18 protein-coding genes, 1 tRNA gene and 2 pseudogenes are annotated in these 17,591 nt (G+C 62.9%); 11 read left to right on the plus strand and 10 right to left on the minus strand.

Going from position 1 to position 17,591, the window contains the following annotated elements; all coding sequences use genetic code 11:
- The first annotated feature begins 147 nt into the window (after positions 1–147).
- Complete coding sequence (gene ptsN / locus E7813_RS13450) at positions 148–609, plus strand: PTS IIA-like nitrogen regulatory protein PtsN (RefSeq protein WP_291574670.1); 462 nt, start codon at positions 148–150, stop codon at positions 607–609.
- Positions 610–805: 196 nt separating this feature from the next.
- On the opposite strand, the gene E7813_RS13455 is transcribed toward ptsN, so the two are convergent.
- The 10 genes and pseudogenes from E7813_RS13455 to E7813_RS13500 form a co-directional block, all read right to left on the minus strand.
- Positions 806–1,072: a DUF1150 domain-containing protein gene (locus E7813_RS13455; RefSeq protein WP_291574672.1), complete on the minus strand. Its 267-nt coding sequence runs from the start codon at positions 1,070–1,072 to the stop codon at positions 806–808.
- Positions 1,073–1,122: 50 nt separating this feature from the next.
- The gene (locus E7813_RS13460; RefSeq protein ID WP_291574712.1) at positions 1,123–1,548 is read right to left on the minus strand and encodes an Hsp20 family protein; all 426 of its coding nucleotides are present in this window, start codon (positions 1,546–1,548) and stop codon (positions 1,123–1,125) included.
- A gap of 175 nt (positions 1,549–1,723) precedes the next feature.
- Positions 1,724–2,818 (minus strand): sn-glycerol-3-phosphate import ATP-binding protein UgpC, encoded by a 1,095-nt coding sequence (locus tag E7813_RS13465; RefSeq protein ID WP_291574674.1) that lies wholly within the window; start codon positions 2,816–2,818, stop codon positions 1,724–1,726.
- Position 2,819: 1 nt separating this feature from the next.
- On the minus strand, positions 2,820–3,668 hold the full coding sequence (ugpE, locus tag E7813_RS13470) for a sn-glycerol-3-phosphate ABC transporter permease UgpE (RefSeq protein WP_291574677.1): 849 nt from the start codon (positions 3,666–3,668) through the stop codon (positions 2,820–2,822).
- Between the two features lie 5 nt (positions 3,669–3,673).
- Positions 3,674–4,555 (minus strand): sn-glycerol-3-phosphate ABC transporter permease UgpA, encoded by an 882-nt coding sequence (gene ugpA / locus E7813_RS13475; protein WP_291574713.1) that lies wholly within the window; start codon positions 4,553–4,555, stop codon positions 3,674–3,676.
- A gap of 57 nt (positions 4,556–4,612) precedes the next feature.
- Positions 4,613–5,926, minus strand: coding sequence for a sn-glycerol-3-phosphate ABC transporter substrate-binding protein UgpB (gene ugpB, locus E7813_RS13480; RefSeq protein WP_291574680.1), 1,314 nt, complete (start codon positions 5,924–5,926; stop codon positions 4,613–4,615).
- Between the two features lie 161 nt (positions 5,927–6,087).
- The gene (locus tag E7813_RS13485; RefSeq protein WP_291574683.1) at positions 6,088–7,293 is read right to left on the minus strand and encodes a CaiB/BaiF CoA-transferase family protein; all 1,206 of its coding nucleotides are present in this window, start codon (positions 7,291–7,293) and stop codon (positions 6,088–6,090) included.
- 48 nt (positions 7,294–7,341) lie between these two features.
- Positions 7,342–7,579: pseudogene (locus E7813_RS13490) on the minus strand (GIY-YIG nuclease family protein).
- Between the two features lie 153 nt (positions 7,580–7,732).
- A tRNA-Ala gene (locus E7813_RS13495) sits at positions 7,733–7,808 on the minus strand.
- 120 nt (positions 7,809–7,928) lie between these two features.
- Positions 7,929–8,354, minus strand: a complete 426-nt coding sequence (locus tag E7813_RS13500; RefSeq protein WP_291574684.1) for a TIGR02300 family protein — start codon at positions 8,352–8,354, stop codon at positions 7,929–7,931.
- 145 nt (positions 8,355–8,499) lie between these two features.
- Here E7813_RS13500 and aroA point away from each other — a divergent pair, with 145 nt between their 5' ends.
- From aroA to E7813_RS13550, 10 genes and pseudogenes are all read left to right on the plus strand, one after another.
- Positions 8,500–9,840 (plus strand): 3-phosphoshikimate 1-carboxyvinyltransferase, encoded by a 1,341-nt coding sequence (gene aroA, locus E7813_RS13505; protein ID WP_291574686.1) that lies wholly within the window; start codon positions 8,500–8,502, stop codon positions 9,838–9,840.
- A complete protein-coding gene (gene cmk, locus E7813_RS13510; RefSeq protein WP_291574688.1) occupies positions 9,837–10,475 on the plus strand; it encodes a (d)CMP kinase in 639 nt (212 codons plus the stop codon). The genes aroA and cmk overlap by 4 nt, the downstream gene beginning before the upstream one ends.
- 248 nt (positions 10,476–10,723) lie before the next feature.
- Positions 10,724–12,427: a 30S ribosomal protein S1 gene (gene rpsA, locus E7813_RS13515; protein ID WP_291574690.1), complete on the plus strand. Its 1,704-nt coding sequence runs from the start codon at positions 10,724–10,726 to the stop codon at positions 12,425–12,427.
- A gap of 211 nt (positions 12,428–12,638) precedes the next feature.
- The gene (sppA, locus tag E7813_RS13520) at positions 12,639–13,622 is read left to right on the plus strand and encodes a signal peptide peptidase SppA (protein ID WP_291574693.1); all 984 of its coding nucleotides are present in this window, start codon (positions 12,639–12,641) and stop codon (positions 13,620–13,622) included.
- Positions 13,623–13,794: 172 nt separating this feature from the next.
- The gene (locus E7813_RS13525) at positions 13,795–14,100 is read left to right on the plus strand and encodes an integration host factor subunit beta (RefSeq protein WP_291574695.1); all 306 of its coding nucleotides are present in this window, start codon (positions 13,795–13,797) and stop codon (positions 14,098–14,100) included.
- A gap of 64 nt (positions 14,101–14,164) precedes the next feature.
- Positions 14,165–14,560 carry a lipopolysaccharide assembly protein LapA domain-containing protein gene (locus E7813_RS13530; protein ID WP_291574697.1) on the plus strand — a complete coding sequence of 132 codons (396 nt, stop codon included), beginning with the start codon at positions 14,165–14,167 and terminating at the stop codon, positions 14,558–14,560.
- A 62-nt stretch (positions 14,561–14,622) separates the two neighbouring features.
- Positions 14,623–15,282, plus strand: coding sequence for a phosphoribosylanthranilate isomerase (locus E7813_RS13535; RefSeq protein ID WP_291574702.1), 660 nt, complete (start codon positions 14,623–14,625; stop codon positions 15,280–15,282).
- The gene (trpB, locus tag E7813_RS13540) at positions 15,279–16,496 is read left to right on the plus strand and encodes a tryptophan synthase subunit beta (protein ID WP_291574704.1); all 1,218 of its coding nucleotides are present in this window, start codon (positions 15,279–15,281) and stop codon (positions 16,494–16,496) included. Before E7813_RS13535 ends, trpB begins: the two co-directional genes overlap by 4 nt.
- Entirely contained in the window at positions 16,493–17,329 is an 837-nt protein-coding gene (gene trpA, locus E7813_RS13545; RefSeq protein ID WP_291574706.1) for a tryptophan synthase subunit alpha, read from the plus strand. The genes trpB and trpA overlap by 4 nt, the downstream gene beginning before the upstream one ends.
- A 113-nt stretch (positions 17,330–17,442) precedes the next feature.
- Positions 17,443–17,591, plus strand: a pseudogene (locus E7813_RS13550) (acetyl-CoA carboxylase carboxyl transferase subunit beta); the annotation flags it as partial.

Raw genomic sequence — 17,591 nt, forward strand, 5'->3', positions numbered from 1 at the left:
GATTCCACATTGGCACCGCCCTTGCGTTGGAGTAGAAGCCCCTCACTTGGGACCCGGGTCTAAACCCGCCTCCCGCCTCACCTTCTTGACACCGACCTTCTGAAGCCTATTTCGCAACCTGACGGTTATTTCACCTCGGAACGCCCCATGACGATTACTGATCTGGTCGCACCCGAGGCGATTATCCCTGCGTTAAAGGTCAACAGCAAAAAGCAGGCGCTGCAGGAACTGGCAGCGCGGGCGGCCAGCCTGAGCGGGCAGAACGAGCGCGCGGTGTTCGAGGTGCTGCTGCAGCGGGAGAAGCTGGGGACCACCGCCGTCGGCTATGGCGTCGCCATCCCGCACGGCAAGCTGCCCAAGCTGGAAAAACTGTTCGGCCTGTTCGCCCGTCTGGAACGCCCGATCGATTTCGAGGCGATGGACGGCCAGCCGGTCGATCTGGTGTTCCTGTTGCTGGCGCCGGAAGGCGCAGGCGCCGATCACCTGAAGGCGCTGGCGCGGATCGCGCGGCTGTTGCGCGACCAGGACGTCGCCAAGAAGCTGCGCGCCTCGCGCGACGCCCAGGCGATCTATTCGGTGCTGGCGCTGCCGCCGGCGAGCGCGGCGTAACCGCTTTTGGCTGTTAAGGCCCGTCGTTCCGGGCTGGCGCTCTTGAGCGCCCCAATGACGATTTGATCCACTCAAAAAAATACGCGGGGCCAAATCGCCGATCAAATCGGAGACATGGTCCCGCGCATTTTGCGAATTCAGTGACTTGGAGAAGCAGCCGGTCACGTCAGCGTCGATGACACCGGCAAGAACCGGGTCAGTGAACGCTGACCGCCTGCAATTCGTTGCTCCAGGCATTGGCGATCGCGGCTTCGCGGCTGTCGGTCAGCATGATCGGCGTGCCGTCGGCGGCATGCAGCGCGTACAGCTTCAATCCGGGCGCGATGTGCGGCGCCTGGGGAAAGAGCCCTGGCACGTCCTCGGAACGGATCTGTTTCACATAGGCGATATGGCCCTCGCCCAAGGTCGCCAGCGCCTCGATGGAGACGCCTGCGGGTTCAAATACGACTTCAGCTTCAGTCATGGTCTCGACTCCTCTATGAGACTAAGCGGTCGAGTCCGCTCCTCGTTCCATTATTCATGTTCATTGATAGCGATTGTCTTAACGACCTTCTCCGGCTCAGGCCGGGCAAGGTCGATCGACAACAGCCCGTTTTTCAGATCCGCGCCCAGCACCTGCATCCCCTCCGCCAGCACGAAGGTGCGCTGGAAGTGGCGCGCGGCGATGCCGCGATGGATGTATTGCCGGGCCTTGTCGTCCTGCTGGCGGCCCCGGATCACGAGCTGGTTTTCCTCAATGGTTACATCGAGTTGATCGCGGGTAAAACCGGCGACCGCCAGCGTGATCCGCAGACGCTCGGGCTGGCCGTTGGCACGGTCGCAGCGCTCGATGTTGTAGGGAGGATAACCGTCGGCGCCCTTGACGACGCGATCAAGCGCGCGCTCGATTTCGTCGAACCCGAGCAGGAACGGACTGGATAACGAAGGAACACGAGACATCACAAAGTCCTCTCGAAGCGACTTTGAGGGGCCCTTACGGCACCCCATGGCGACCGGCTGGCGGTTTTGCCGTCCGGTCAACAGCCAATATGGTCATGATTTGCGAGGTGTTCAAGCACCTGTGAAACCGCGACAAAACGTCGTTCCGGAGCTTGCCGGAATGACGTATCCGAACTCAGAGGTCGATCCGCTTGCGGCCGTCGGCGGAGAACAGGTGCAGCTTTTCGCGCGGCGCGATCGCCCGGATCCGCTCGCCGATGGCGGGCGCAATCGCGCCGGGAATCCGCACGATCACCTCGCCCGGCGGCAATTCGCCGGGGTTGGCGGCAATGCCTTGCCCCTCGTGCTGGCGGCTGCCGTAAATAAACGTCTCCGCGCCGACGCGTTCGATCGCCTCCACGGTGAGGCCGAGCGCAATGCCGCCGGCAACGCCGTCGCTTGAGATCACAAAGTCTTCGGGACGGATTCCCAGGAGGCCGGCGTCGCCGGTGACGCGGCTGACGCCGGCAAATTGCGATTTGATTTCGTCCGATCGCAGCGGCAACAGGTTCATCGGCGGCGCGCCGATGAACGACGCGACGAAGGTGGTTGCCGGCTTCTGATAGATCTCGAGCGGGTTGCCGATTTGCTCGACCCGGCCGCCGTTCATCACCACCAGGATGTCGCCGAGCGTCATCGCCTCCAGCTGGTCGTGGGTGACGTAGATCGACGTCGTCTTCAATCGCCGTTGCAATTTTCGGATTTCGACGCGCATCGCGATGCGCAGCTTGGCGTCGAGGTTGGACAGGGGCTCGTCGAACAGAAATACTTTCGGCTGCCGCACGATCGCGCGTCCCATCGCGACGCGCTGGCGCTGGCCGCCCGAGAGCTGCCCGGGCTTGCGCTCCAGCATGGCGCCGAGTTCGAGAATGCGGGCGGCTTCCTGGACCCTGGTGTCGATTTCGGGCTCCCCCATGCCGCGGTTGCGCAGGCCGTAGGCCATGTTGTTGTAGACGCTCATATGGGGATAGAGCGCGTAGTTCTGGAACACCATGGCGATGTCGCGCTCGGCCGGCTCGATCTGGTTGACGATGCGACCGCCGATATCGATATCGCCGCCGGTGATGGTCTCGAGCCCAGCCACCATCCGCAACAGCGTGGACTTGCCGCAGCCGGACGGGCCGACCAGCACGCAGAACTGGCCGTCGCCGACCTCCAGGCTGATGCCCTTGATCGCCTCGAAGCCCCCCGGATAGGTCTTGCTGACGTCGCGGAGAGTTACGCTCGCCATCTCACTTCTCCGTCTCGATAAGGCCCTTGACGAAGAGGCGTTGCATCAGCACGACGACCGCGACCGGAGGCAGCATCGCGAGCACCGCGGTCGCCATCGCCACCTGCCACTCGGTCAATGCGTCGTGCACGTCAATAATCTTCTTGATGCCGATGACGATGGTCTGCATGTCGTCGCGCGTCGTGATCAGGAGCGGCCACAGATACTGGTTCCATCCGTAGATGAAGAGAATCACAAACAGCGCGGCGATGTTGGTCACCGAAAGCGGCAGCAGGGTATCCCAAAAAAACCGGATCGGGCCGGCGCCGTCGATTTTCGAGGCCTCGACCAACTCCTTCGGCACCGTCATGAAGAATTGGCGGAATAGCAGCGTCGCGGTTGCCGACGCGATCAGGGGCAGGATCAGCCCGGAATACGAATCCAGCATGCTCAGATCGCTGGTGATCTTGTAGGTCGGAAAGATGCGCACCTCGACCGGCAGCATCAGCGTGATGAAGATGGTCCAGAACGCCGTCATCCGGAACGGAAACGAGAAGAACACGATCGCATAGGCCGAGATGATCGAGATCGCGATTTTTCCCGCGGCGATGCCGAGCGCCATGATCAGGCTGTTGAGCATCATGCCGCCGACCGGCGCGCGGGTGGTCCTGCCGGTGCCGGAGACGATGGTGTTCCAGTAGGTCTCGATCGCATGGGTGCCCGGATAGAGCGGCATCTGGCCGTTGGCGATCACGGTGTTGTCGTGGGTCGAGGCGATGATGGCGAGATAGACCGGAAACGCCACGATCGCGACGCCGGCCAAAAGAACCAGATGGGGCAGCAAGTTTCCGAAGCGGCGATGTTCGACCATGGCGTTCAGTAATGGACCTTCTTTTCGACGTAGCGAAACTGGAACGCGGTCAGCGCTACCACGATCACCATCAGGATCACCGACTGCGCGGCCGAGCCGCCGAGATCGGTGCCGACCTTGCCGTCCTGAAACACTTTATAGACCAGCGTCTGCGTGGCACCGTTGGGGCCGCCGCCGGTCGCGGTGTCGATGATGCCGAGCGTGTTGAAGAAGACATAGGTGATGTTGACGATGATCAGGAAGAACGAGGTCGGCGACAGCAACGGAAAGACGATGGTCCAGAACCGCCGCATCGGCTTGGCGCCGTCGATTGCGGCGGCCTCGATCACGCTTTTCGGGATCGCCTGCAGGCCGGCGAGAAAGAACAGGAAATTGTAGCTGATCTGGTTCCAGACCGCGACGATGACGACGAGGATCATCGCATGGGTGCCGTTCAGCACCGGATTCCAGTCGACGCCGGAGCGCTGCAGCGCGCGCGCGATCATGCCGAGCCCGGGCTGGAACATGAAGATGAAGAGCACGCTGGCGACCGCCGGCGCCACCGCATAGGGCACGATCAGAAACGTGCGATAGATCTGGACGCCGCGGATGTTGCGGTTGGCCATCACCGCCAGCAGCAGGCCCAGCGTGAGCGAGAAAACCGCCACCAGCGCCGAAAAAACAAAGGTGACGCCGATCGCCTGGTAGTATTCGCGGGTTTGCAGCAGATTGACGTAGTTCTCGAACCAGACGAATTCGGTCGACAGCCCGAAGGCGTCCTGCACCAGGAACGACTGCTGCAGGGCCTGCAGGGCCGGCCAATAGAAAAAGATCAGGGAGATCGCCAACTGCGGCAGGATCAGAAGATAGGGAAGCAGCTTGCCTGAAAAGATCGCCCGGTTTTCCATGAAACCTCGCTTGGTGGATCGCGGCCGCATCAGGTGCGGCCACGATCCCCGCAACCGTCATTTGACCGCGGTGCGCTCGAACTGCCGCAGCATGGCGTTGCCGCGCGACACGGCGGTGTCGAGCGCTTCTTTCGCCGATTTCTTGCCGGCGAGCGCGGCCTCGATCTCCTCGGCCCAGACGTCGCGCATCTGCACCATGCCGCCGAAACGCAGACCGCGCGAATTTTCGGTCGGCGGCTTGTTGGTCAATTCCTTCAGCGGGACTTCGAGGATCGGGTTCTTTTCATAGAAGCCCGAGGCCTTGGTCTTTTCGTAAGCCGCCTTGGTGATCGGCAGATATCCGGAAACCTGGTGCAGGTAGACCTGGCGGTCGGTATCCGACAGGAAGGTGAAGAACTTTGCAATTCCCTTGTATTCCTCCGGTGACTTGCCGCCCATCACCCACAGCGAGGCGCCGCCGATGATGGAATTCTGCGGCGCGCTGGCGACATCCGGGAAATACGGCATCGCGACCGCGGTGAACTCGAACTTCGCGTTCGCCTTGACGTTCGGATAAAACGCCGACGATGTCAGGAACATCGGACATTCGCCCGAGGTAAACCGCCCTTCGCCGGTGTTGGTTCGCCCCGAATAGTCGTAGCTCTTGTCCTTCTGCAGATCGACAATGCTCTCCAGCAGCTTGGTTTCCAGCGGGGTGTTGAATTCGAGCACGGTGTCGAAACCATCGAGGCCGTTGGCCTTGGTGCCGATCGGAACATTGTGCCATGCGGAAAACTGTTCGATCAGGCCCCAGGTGATCCAGGATGATGAGAAGCCGCAGGTCGGGTTGGTCGCATGCAGCTTCTTGGCAGCGGCGAACACCTCCGGCCAGGTCTTCGGCGGGGCCGCGATATCGGCCTTCTTCAGGGCGTCGAGATTGATCCAAAGCACCATGCTCGACGAATTGAACGGAAACGACAGCATGTCGCCCTTCGAGGTCGAGTAGTAGCCGGTGATCGCCGGCAGATAGGATTTGGGATCGAAGGCCTCGCCCTGCTCCTTCATCAGTTCGGATACCGGTTTGACGGCGCCTTTGGCCGCCATCATGGTCGCGGTCCCGACTTCGAAGACTTGCATGATGCCGGGGGCGTTGCCGGCCCGAAACGCCGCGATCCCGGCATTCAGCGTATCGGCATAGCTGCCCTTGAAGGCCGGCACGATCTTGTAGTCGCTTTGCGAAGCGTTGAAATCATTGGCAAGCTTGACCACGACATCGTTGTTCGGGCCGGTCATCGCATGCCACCACTGGATCTCGGTCACGGCATGAGCGGGCGTTGCGAGTGCAAGCGCAACGGTCACTGCCGCCGCCGCGCCGAATTGTCGAAGTGCCATGGAATTCCTCCGGGTTGGGCCGCCATCTTCATTTGCGCGATAACAGCGCCGGATGACGTGCAAATGACCGTATAAGCGAAACGATGGTATGGGGAAAGCGCGGAGCAAGGGAAGCGGTAAAAAAGGCGAAGGTGGCGCGCGGAGGACGAGGACAGCTGAGGCTAGCGCTTCCGGTCGGGGCCGCAGACGACGCCCTTGGCGATCAGGGCATCGATCTCGCCCCTGGAATACCCGAATTCCGTCAGTACCTCGGTCGCGTGCTGGCTGAATTTCGGTGGCACGTTGCGCAAGGCAGGCTTGCTGCGCTCCAGACGGATCGGGGAGGCCACGCCCTTGTACCAGTCCTTTTCGATGACATCGCCGCGATGGATGGTGTGGGCATTGGTTAGCGCCTGGTCGATCGATTGCACCGGCCCGGCGGGCAGGCCGGCGGCGAGCAGGCGATCGCATAGCGGCACGGCGTCGTGCTGGCTGAAGACGGCGGCGAGCTCGGTTCGGAGCGCATCGCGGTTGGCGATGCGGTCCTTGTTACGGGCAAACCGGACGTCGGTGCCGAGTTCGGGCTTGCCGATTTCCTTGCACAGCTTGCGGAAGGTGCCGTCATTGCCGACGCCGATGAAGATATTGTCGGTTCGGGTCGGGAAGATCGCATAGGGCACGAGGTTCGGATGCTCGTTGCCGGTGAGCTGCGGCGGCTTGCCGTGCATGAAATAATTCGCTGCATGCGGGTGCATGATGGCGAGGCCGGTTTCGTACAGCGTAGTTTCCAGGAACTGCCCGGCGCCGGATTTTTGCCGCTCCGACAGCGCCATCAGGATGCCGATCGCCGCATAAAGCCCGGTCGAGATATCGACCAGCGGCACGCCGATCCGCATCGGGCCGCTTTGCGGCGAGCCGGTCGCGGCGATCATGCCGGTCATGGCCTGGATGATGGCATCATAGCCGGGATTGCCGCCGCGCGGGCCGTCGCCGCCGAAGCCGGAAATCCGGCAGTGGACGAGTTTGGGGAATTTCGCGCGCAGCACGTCGTTGCCGATGCCCCATTTGTCGAGCGTGCCGGGCTTGAAATTCTCGATCAGGACGTCGGCACGCTCCAGCATCTTCATCAGCACGGCGCGCCCGGCTTCCGAGGCGAGGTCGAGCCCGACCGAGCGCTTGTTGCGGTTGATGCCGACGAAATAGGCCGCGTCCTCGTCGTGGAACGGCGGTCCCCAGTCGCGTACCTCGTCGCCGGCGGGCGGCTCGACCTTGATGACGTCGGCGCCGTGGTCGGCGAGGATTTGCGTGCAATAGGGTCCGCCGAGGACGCGCGTAAGATCGATCACGCGCAATCCGGCCATCGCGCCGGAGGTGTTTTCAGTCGTCATGGGCGTTGCTTGCGAGGGTTGGTGGGAGGACATCGATTGCATTAAGCATCAGAGGCGCTTCTTCGCAAATGCCCGGCCGGATCCAGACTTTAGATATTTCTCAAATGCGATGGCGAGCGCTTCATCGGAGAACGCGACGTAGGTTCTTATCCGCCAAGGCCCGTACTTCGACGTGTGCGACACTTCGCCGGCATTGTGCTTCGCCAGTCGAGCGCGAAGGTCGTCAGTGATGCCGACGTAGAAATGTTCGGGAATCGAGACTTTCCAAAATGTAGACGTACTTCATGGCATGCCCCACTTGCCATAGAGGTTACAACGCGGCTGGGGCTTGCCGAGCCCGCCTTCGCCCTCCGGGCTATGGCGGGGCAGCCTTCGCTCACTTCGCTAACGACAGACCTTCCAGGCTTGCCCAGCCGAAGCTCGCGAAGCGAGCGAAGGCTGGTGGAGCCAGGCGGGATCGAACCGCCGACCTCTTGCATGCCATGCAAGCGCTCTCCCAGCTGAGCTATGGCCCCCAAACTCTACCGTTTGTGCATGATCTTTCGGAAAAACCGGTTACCGCTCTTCCGGGTCATGCCCCCGCCCGTCCTGGCAACGTGCGGCGTAAAAACCCTGAACACAGTTCAGGGTCGATCTCAAGTCTCCTCGTCGCCGCTGACGTCGCCGATGATGTCGGTGACGTCCTCGTCGCCTTCTTCCTCGTCGGCGATGAAGGTGGAATCGTCATCGTCGTCGTCCTCGATGGTCTCGTCGATCTCGATGTCGTCTTCCGACTCCGGAACGACGGCCTTGACCTTGCCGGTGTTCTCCTCGGCGTCGGCTTCCTCGAGCGGCACCAACTCTTCCGCCTCGACCGGCTCCGGGGTTGCTTCGGCGGCTGTTGCGGCGGCAGCCGCACTGGCACGCGCGGCGGCGTCGGCGCGGGTCCGCGGCGGCGGGATCGGGGCAATCGGCACCACCTCGCCGGTATAGGGCGAGATCACCGGGCTCTTGTTGAGATCGTAGAATTTCTTGCCTGTCGTCGGGCAAATGCGTTTGGTTCCGAGATCGGATTTGGCCACGTGTGAAATCCTGGGAATATCTGAAAAACGGTGCTTCACTTGGCTAGTTGCCGCGCTGCTGTCAATAGCGGTTTGCGCCGGACCAGCCGCTGCGTGACGCCGCGCCGCCCATGTGATACCTGCCGCCCGTGCAGAGGACACAATCTTGACCCATTCAGCCGATCGCCCGACACCGCTGCAGGCCCGTTCGAGTGGGCCCCTGACCGGCAAGGTTCGCGTCCCCGGCGACAAGTCGATCTCGCATCGGGCCCTGATTTTGGGCGCGCTGGCGGTCGGCGAAACCCGCATATCGGGGCTGCTCGAGGGCGAGGACGTGCTCAATACCGCCAAGGCGATGCGGGCGCTAGGCGCAAGGGTAGAGCGCACCGGCGCGTACGCCTGGGAGGTCAGGGGTGTGGGCGTGGCGGGGTTCGCACAGCCCGAGATTCCGCTCGATTTCGGCAATTCCGGTACCGGTTGCCGGCTGGTGATGGGGGCGGTGGCGGGCTGCCCGATCACGACCGTCTTCGATGGCGATGCCTCGCTGCGCGGCAGGCCGATGCGGCGGGTGCTCGATCCCCTGGAACTGATGGGTGCGCGGGTCGGCGCCAGCGGGGATGGCGGGCGCCTGCCACTGACGCTCAATGGCGCGCGCGACCCACTGCCGATCGTCTACCGCACGCCGGTGGCGTCGGCGCAGATCAAGTCCGCGGTGCTGCTGGCGGGACTGTCGGCGCCGGGGGTCACCACCGTGATCGAAACCGAGGCCAGCCGCGATCATACCGAACTGATGTTGAAGCATTTCGGTGCGCAGATCGTCTCCACGCGCGACGGCAGCCATGGCCGCAAGATTGTCCTCACCGGGCAACCCGAATTGCATGGCGCCGACGTGGTGGTGCCGGCCGATCCATCATCGGCGGCGTTTCCGATCGTCGCGGCGTTGATTGTCGAAGGTTCCGATATCGTGCTGTCCGATGTCATGACCAATCCGTTGCGCACCGGGCTGTTCACCACGCTGCGCGAGATGGGCGCATCGATCGAGGAGACCGAGGTTCGCGGCGATGCCGGCGAACCGATGGCGCAACTTCGCGTCCGCGCCTCGAAACTGCGCGGCGTCGAGGTGCCGCCGGAGCGTGCGCCCTCGATGATCGACGAATATCTGGTGCTGGCGGTGGCGGCTTCCTTTGCCGAGGGCGCCACCATCATGCGCGGCCTGCAGGAATTGCGGGTGAAGGAATCCGACCGGCTGGAAGCCACCGCCGCGATGCTGCGCGTCAACGGCGTCAAGGTCGAAATCTCCGGCAACGACATGATGGTCGAAGGCAAGGGCCATGTGGCCGGCGACGGCCTCGTCGCCACCCATATGGATCATCGCATCGCGATGTCGGCGCTGGTGATGGGGCTTGCCGCCGACCGGCCGGTCAAGGTCGATGACACCGCGTTCATCGCCACCAGCTTTCCGGACTTCATTCCGATGATGCGCGGGCTGGGAGCGGAGTTTTCATGATCATCGCCATTGACGGACCGGCCGCCTCGGGCAAGGGCACGCTGGGCAAGCGGCTTGCGGCACATTACGGCTATCGCCATCTCGATACCGGCGTGATCTACCGCGCGGTGGCTAAGGTGCTGCTGGATGCCGGCGCCGATCTCGCCGACGAGGCCCGGGCGGTCGCCGCCGCGATGGAACTCGATCCCGAAAAGTTCGGAAATCCGGTGCTGAAGACCCAAAGGGTCGGCGAGGCTGCCTCGATCGTCTCCGCAATCCCGGGCGTGCGGCAGGCGCTGGTCAATTTTCAGCGGCAGTTCGCCGCCGATCCGCCGGGCGCGGTGCTCGACGGCCGCGACATCGGAACCGTGATCTGCCCGAACGCCGACGTGAAGATCTTCGTCATGGCCGACCCCAAAGTCCGCGCCCGCCGCCGCACCCTGGAAGCCAGGGCCCGGGGTGAGGATGCCGACGAGGCCTTGGTGCTGGCGGATATCCTGATGCGCGACCAGCGGGATCAAAATCGGGCTATCGCGCCGTTAAAAGCAGCCCCCGATGCTCACTTGCTCGACAACTCGCATTTGGATATAGAAGGCGGCGTCCGGGCCGCCATCGACATTGTCGAGGCCGTCCGAGCGGGCCGGCAGCGGGTTTGAGGCTCTTCAAACTAAACCGCTGCCGTCATTGGAGGAAAGCCCGCTCCTGGTCTTGAATATCGATATCCCGAGGCCGATTTGCCTCGTTCAAGCCCGGATCAATCAACGGATCGAACGTGCAGGCATGCTGCCGGCCCGCTTTCGCGATTTTTCGCGGGGCGGTCGTCAGGGTTTGCGGAACCCTGACACTTCACGCGCGAGACGCCCCTTAACCCGAATGGCCGGCTTTACCCGCATCTGGAGAACCAATGGCTTCGACTGTTACTTCCTATAATCCTACCCGCGACGATTTTGCCGCCATGCTCGACGAGAGCTTTGCCGGCGGCAATCTGCAGGAAAGCTCCGTCATCAAGGGCATCGTTGTTGCGATCGAAAAAGACATGGCCGTCATCGATGTCGGCCTGAAGACCGAAGGCCGCGTGGCCTTGCGTGAATTCGCAGGACCCGGCAAGGAAAGCGAACTTAAAGTAGGCGACGAGGTCGAGGTGTTTCTCGACCGCATCGAGAATGCGCTCGGCGAAGCCGTGCTGTCGCGCGACAAGGCGCGCCGCGAGGAAAGCTGGGGCAAGCTCGAGAAGGCCTTCAACAACAACGAGAAGGTCCACGGCGTCATCTTCAACCAGGTCAAGGGTGGCTTCACCGTCGATCTCGACGGCGCGGTGGCGTTCCTGCCGCGCAGCCAGGTCGATATCCGGCCGATCCGCGACGTCGCGCCGCTGATGAACAATTCGCAGCCGTTCCAAATCCTCAAGATGGATCGCCGCCGCGGCAACATCGTGGTGTCGCGCCGCACCGTGCTGGAAGAAACCCGCGCCGAGCAGCGCCAGGAACTGGTGCAGAACCTCGAAGAAGGCCAGGTCATCGACGGCGTCGTCAAGAACATCACCGATTACGGTGCGTTCGTCGATCTCGGCGGCATCGACGGCCTGCTGCACGTCACCGATATCGCCTGGCGCCGGGTCAATCACCCGACCGAGGTGCTGACCATCGGCCAGACCGTGAAGGTGAAGATCATCAAGATCAACCACGAGACCCACCGCATCTCGCTCGGCATGAAGCAATTGCTGGACGATCCGTGGCAGGGCATTGAGGCGAAGTACCCGCTCAACGCGCGCTTCACCGGCCGCGTCACCAACATCACCGACTACGGCGCGTTCGTCGAACTGGAGCCGGGCATCGAAGGCCTGATCCACGTCTCGGAAATGTCGTGGACCAAGAAGAACATGCATCCCGGCAAGATCGTTTCGACCTCGCAGGAAGTCGAGGTGCAGGTTCTCGAAGTCGATTCGGTCAAGCGCCGGATCTCGCTCGGCCTCAAGCAGACCATGCGCAATCCCTGGGAAGTTTTCGTCGAAAAATTCCCGGTGGGATCGACGGTCGAAGGCGAGGTCAAGAACAAGACCGAGTTCGGCCTGTTCCTCGGGCTCGAGGGCGACGTCGACGGCATGGTGCATCTGTCCGATCTCGACTGGAAGCTTCCGGGCGAGCAGGTGATCGACAACTTCAAGAAGGGCGACATGGTCAAGGCCGTGGTGCTCGATGTCGATGTCGAAAAGGAGCGCATCTCGCTCGGCGTCAAGCAGCTCGAGGGCGATCCGTTCGCCGAGCCGGGCGATGTCAAGAAGGGTGCGGTCGTGACCTGCGAAGTGCTCGAGGTCAAGGAAAGCGGCATCGAGGTCAAGATCGCCGGCACCGACTTCACCACCTTCATCAAGCGGTCCGAACTGGCGCGTGAGCGCTCCGATCAGCGCGCCGAGCGTTTCGCCGTCGGCGAAAAGGTCGATGCGCGGGTGATCCAGTTCGACAAGAAGGCCCGCAAGGTGCAGGTCTCGATCAAGGCGCTGGAAGTCGCTGAAGAGAAGGAAGCCATCGCGCAGTACGGCTCCTCCGATTCGGGAGCGACCTTGGGCGACATTCTCGGCACCGCGCTCAAGCAGCGCACCGACAAGTAAGCTTTTTGCTGTCTCCGCCAATCGGGCCCCGGTTTCGACCGGGGCCCTTTTTGTTGCCGGATAAATTACCGGTCAGGCCCCGTCGGGAGGATCGCCGCAGGCCTTGTTTTCTTCATTTTGCACCGCAATTGATGTAATCATGAAACGCCAAATCAACGCTGTTCAGGGAACACCATGCGGGCCCTGAAGACCGTTTCCGGGAGAATTTTCGATGTCGCTTGATTCAGACGTGATCGTCGATCGCCGCAGGATTCGCCGCAAGCTGACGTTCTGGCGTGTGGTCGCCGCACTGGTTGCGATCGCCTTGATCGTCACATTTGGCATGATCGCGATACCGGGAGGACGGGGCTCGCTGGCGGTATCAAGTTCGATCGCCCGCATCAATATCGAAGGCCTGATCCGCAGCGACCAGGAACGCGTCGAGGCGCTGGAGCGGCTGGAAAAAAATTCAAAAGCCGCGGCTGTTATCGTTCACATCAATTCGCCCGGCGGTACCACGGCCGGCTCCGAGCAGCTTTACGACGCGCTGGTGCACCTGAAGGCAAAGAAGCCGCTGGTCGTGGTCGTCGAGGGGCTGGCGGCGTCGGGCGGCTACATCACCGCCATCGCGGCCGATCACATCATTGCCCAGCAGACTTCGCTGGTCGGGTCGATCGGCGTGCTGTTTCAATTTCCGAATTTCACCGACTTGCTGAAAACCGTGGGCGTCAAGGTCGAAGAGGTGAAATCCTCGCCGCTGAAGGCCGCGCCCAACGGCTTTGAGCCGACCAGTCCGGAAGCGCGCGCCGCGCTCGACGCGCTGGTCAAGGATTCCTATGCGTGGTTTCGCGGCCTCGTCAAAGAGCGCCGCGGCATGGACGACGAACTGCTCGACAAGGTCGCGGACGGACGGGTGTTCACCGGCCACCAGGCGGTCGATCTCAAGCTGATCGATCAACTCGGCGACGAGAAATCCGCCATTGCGTGGCTGGTGGCGCAGAAAGGCGTCAAGAGCGATCTGCCGGTGCGCGACTACAAGCTGGCGCCACGCTTCGGCGACCTGACCTTTCTGCGGACCGCGGCCTCCATTACCCTCGATGCGCTGGGCCTGAGCGCGGTGGCGCGGCAGGTCGAGCAGGCCGGCGTTGCGCAAGCCGTCGACCGCCTAAGCCTCGATGGCATGCTGGCATTGTGGCGTCCCGCCGGACCCGATTGAACCGCATGAGTCGGGTTTCCGTCCCGGTTTCCCGCATTGCGGGTGCTGTCACAATTCCCGATCCGGCCGTTTGTCACGCGCTTTCGCGAGGCCCAAATTTCATTTAGCGTCTTGACAGTTCACGGTATTTTCACGGAAATGCATATCAGCACATTCGCGGGTCCCATTCTCGATGATCAAATCCGAACTTGTTCAGCGTATTGCCGAGCACAACCCGCATCTCTACCAGCGGGATGTCGAGAACATTGTGAACGCAATCCTCGATGAGATCGTCGCCGCGCTGGCGCGGGGCGACCGGGTCGAACTGCGTGGTTTCGGCGCTTTTTCGGTGAAGCATCGTCCTGCCCGCGCCGGCCGCAATCCGCGTACCGGCGCCCATGTGCCGGTCGATCAGAAGAGCGTGCCGTTCTTCAAGACCGGCAAGGAAATGCGCGAACGGCTGAACCGCGAAGGCGGGACTCCCGACGCCGGCGCTTAAGGCGTTTTAGATCGCGCCTCCCTGGGGGGTGCGTCCGCCGATCTCCTCAAGGCGAGAGATGGTCATGCGAAAATTTCTCACGGGCCTGGTGCTGATTCCGCTGGGCCTGGTCTTTGTCGTTTTCGCAGTCGCCAACCGCCATCTGGTGACGGTATCGTTCGATCCGTTCAACGCCAGCAATCCGTCGCTCGGCGTCACGCTGCCGCTGTTCGTCGTCATTATCCTGGTGGCGATTTTGGGCGTGATGGCGGGTGGCTCCGCGACCTGGTTCCGCCAGCGCCACTGGCGCCGCGCCGCGCGCCGGCACGAGGCCGACGCGCAGCAGGCGCGGGTCCAACTGGCCGACCTGCGCGCCAGCGCCGTCGCCTCGCGGGGCGATCCGCAGCGCCTTGCTGCGCTGCCCCCGCAGGGGGGCGGATATGGGTCCGCCGGGCGAGACAAGCAGGGCGCGACGTTGTAGAACCCGGCCGCAATCGCATCGCTTTCTTGCTTTTTGCCGCCGCTTTGACTGTGCCTTGAACCATGCCCCTGATCGTGAAAATTTGCGGACTGTCCACGCCGGAGACGCTCGACGTCGCGCTGCAGGCCGGCGCCGACATGGTCGGGTTCGTGTTCTTTCCGGCTTCGCCCCGCCATTTGAGCCTTCAGACGGCGCGCAAGCTCGGCAAACAAGCCAAGGGCCGCGCGTCGAAAGTGGCGCTGACGGTCGATGCCGACGACGCGACGCTCGCCAACATCGTTGAGGCGCTGCAGCCCGACATTTTGCAATTGCACGGCAAGGAAACCGCGGCGCGGCTGCGCGACATCAGGCAGACATTCGGCTTGGAGGTGATGATGGCCATCGCGGTCGAGACCTCGGCCGACCTCGCGCCGTTGCCCGGCTATGCCGCCGTTGCCGATCGCATCCTGTTCGATGCCCGCGCGCCGAAGGAAGCCACCCGTCCCGGTGGTCTCGGTGCGGTGTTCGACTGGCATGTGCTGCAGAATCTCGACCTCAAGCTGCCCTTCATGGTTTCGGGCGGCCTTCATGCCGGCAATGTTGCGGAAGCCATTCGCGTCACCGGTGCCGGCGGCGTCGACGTTTCCTCCGGCGTGGAGCGCACGCCGGGCGTCAAGGATCCGGAGATGATCCGCAAGTTTATTCGCGCCGCCCGCGCTACCGAAGAACTGATGGTCCGATGAATCCCAGCCTGCCCAACTCCTTCCGCAGCGGTCCCGACGAAACCGGGCATTTCGGCATTTTCGGCGGACGTTTTGTCGCGGAAACGCTGATGCCGCTGATCCTCGACCTGGAGAAGGCGTATGCCCTCGCCAAGGCCGATCCGGCGTTCCAGGCCGAAATGAACGGCTACCTCAGGGACTATGTCGGCCGGCCGTCGCCGCTGTATCTGGCCGAACGCCTCACCGAACATCTCGGCGGCGCGAAAATCTACCTCAAGCGCGAGGAGCTCAACCATACCGGCTCGCACAAGGTCAACAATGTGCTCGGCCAGATCATGGTGGCGCGGCGCATGGGCAAGAAGCGTATCATCGCCGAGACCGGTGCGGGCCAGCACGGCGTTGCGACCGCGACGTTGTGCGCGCGTTTCGGGCTGGAATGCCTGGTCTATATGGGCGCGGTCGATGTCGCGCGTCAGGCGCCGAACGTGTTTCGCATGGAGATGCTGGGCGCCAAGGTAATCCCGGTGCAGTCGGGCACGCGGACGCTGAAAGACGCCATGAACGAGGCGCTGCGCGACTGGGTGACCAACGTCCACAACACCTATTACTGCATCGGCACCGTCGCCGGACCGCATCCCTATCCGGCGATGGTGCGCGATTTCCAGTCGGTGATCGGCGTCGAGACCCGCGCACAGATGCAGGAAGCCGAAGGCCGGTTGCCGGATTCGCTGATCGCCTGCATCGGCGGCGGCTCCAATGCGATGGGGCTGTTTCATCCGTTCCTCGATGATCCCGGCGTCGAGATTTTTGGCGTCGAGGCCGCCGGCCACGGTCTTACGCAGCTACACGCGGCCTCGATCGCCGGCGGCCGGCCGGGCGTGCTGCACGGCAACCGCACCTATCTTTTGATGGACGATGACGGCCAGATCCAGGACGCGCATTCGATTTCAGCCGGACTGGATTATCCCGGCATCGGGCCGGAACACTCCTGGCTGTACGAGCAGGGGCGCGTCACCTATCTGTCGGCGACCGACGACGAGGCGCTCGCGGCATTTCAATTGCTGTCGCGGCTGGAAGGCATCATTCCGGCGCTCGAATCAGCCCATGCCATCGCCAAGGTGACAGAGCTGGCGCCGAAGCGGCCGAAAGATCACCTGATGGTGGTCAATCTGTCCGGCCGCGGCGACAAGGACATTCCCCAGGTGGCGGATATCCTGCGGGGGAAGAAGTCATGACCACCCGGATCGATGTGCGCTTCGCCGAGTTGAAGAAGCAGGGCCGTTCGGCCTTTATCACCTTCCTGATGGCCGGCGATCCCGACATCGACACTTCGCTGGCGATCATCAAGGCGCTGCCGAAGGCCGGCGCCGACATTATCGAAATCGGCATGCCTTTCACCGACCCGATGGCGGACGGGCCGGCGATTCAGGCCAGCGGCCTGCGCGCTTTGAAAGCGGGCATGACCTTGAAGAAGACGCTGGCGATGGTGCGCGCGTTTCGCGAAGCCGATGCCGCGACGCCGATCGTGCTGATGGGGTACTACAATCCAATCTACATTTACGGCGTCGACAGGTTTCTGGCCGACGCGAAATCCGCGGGAGTCGACGGCCTGATCGTCGTCGACCTGCCGCCGGAAGAAGACAGCGAGTTATGCCTGCCGGCGATGAAGGCCGGGCTCAATTTCATCCGGCTGGCGACGCCGACCACCGACGACAAGCGACTGCCCGCCGTGCTCGCCAACACCTCGGGCTTTGTCTATTACGTTTCCATCACCGGCATTACCGGCAGCGCGAGCGCCGAGACCGGCGCGGTCAGTGAGGCCGTCGCCCGCATCAAGCGCCACACCAGGCTGCCGGTCTGTGTCGGTTTCGGCATCCGCACGCCCGAGGCCGCCCGCGCCGTCGCGGAGACTTCCGACGGCGCGGTGGTCGGCACGGCGCTGGTCGATGCGTTGCGCGGCAGCCTCGATGCCGAGGGCCGCGCCACCGCCAAAACCGTCGGCGCGGTGGCCGATCTCGTGGCTTCGCTGGCGCAGGGCGTACGGGGCGCCAAACAGGCCGCGGAATAAGCCACAATTGCGGTGGAGACAGGCGGCGGGCGGCGGCTTGCCGGGCACAGCCCCAGCCGCCATATATCCGGTATCCAGGCGATCACCCGCGCGGTCGCCATTCGGAGCGAAACATGAACTGGCTCACCAACGTCGTCCGGCCGAAGATCCGCAACATTTTGCGCCGCGAGACGCCGGAAAATTTGTGGATCAAATGCCCGGATACCGGGCAACTGGTTTTCTACAAGGATGTCGAGGCCAACCAGTTCGTGATTCCCGGCTC

This window comes from Bradyrhizobium sp. (genome assembly GCF_004799405.1).
In the GTDB taxonomy this organism is placed as follows: Bacteria; Pseudomonadota; Alphaproteobacteria; order Rhizobiales; family Xanthobacteraceae; genus Bradyrhizobium.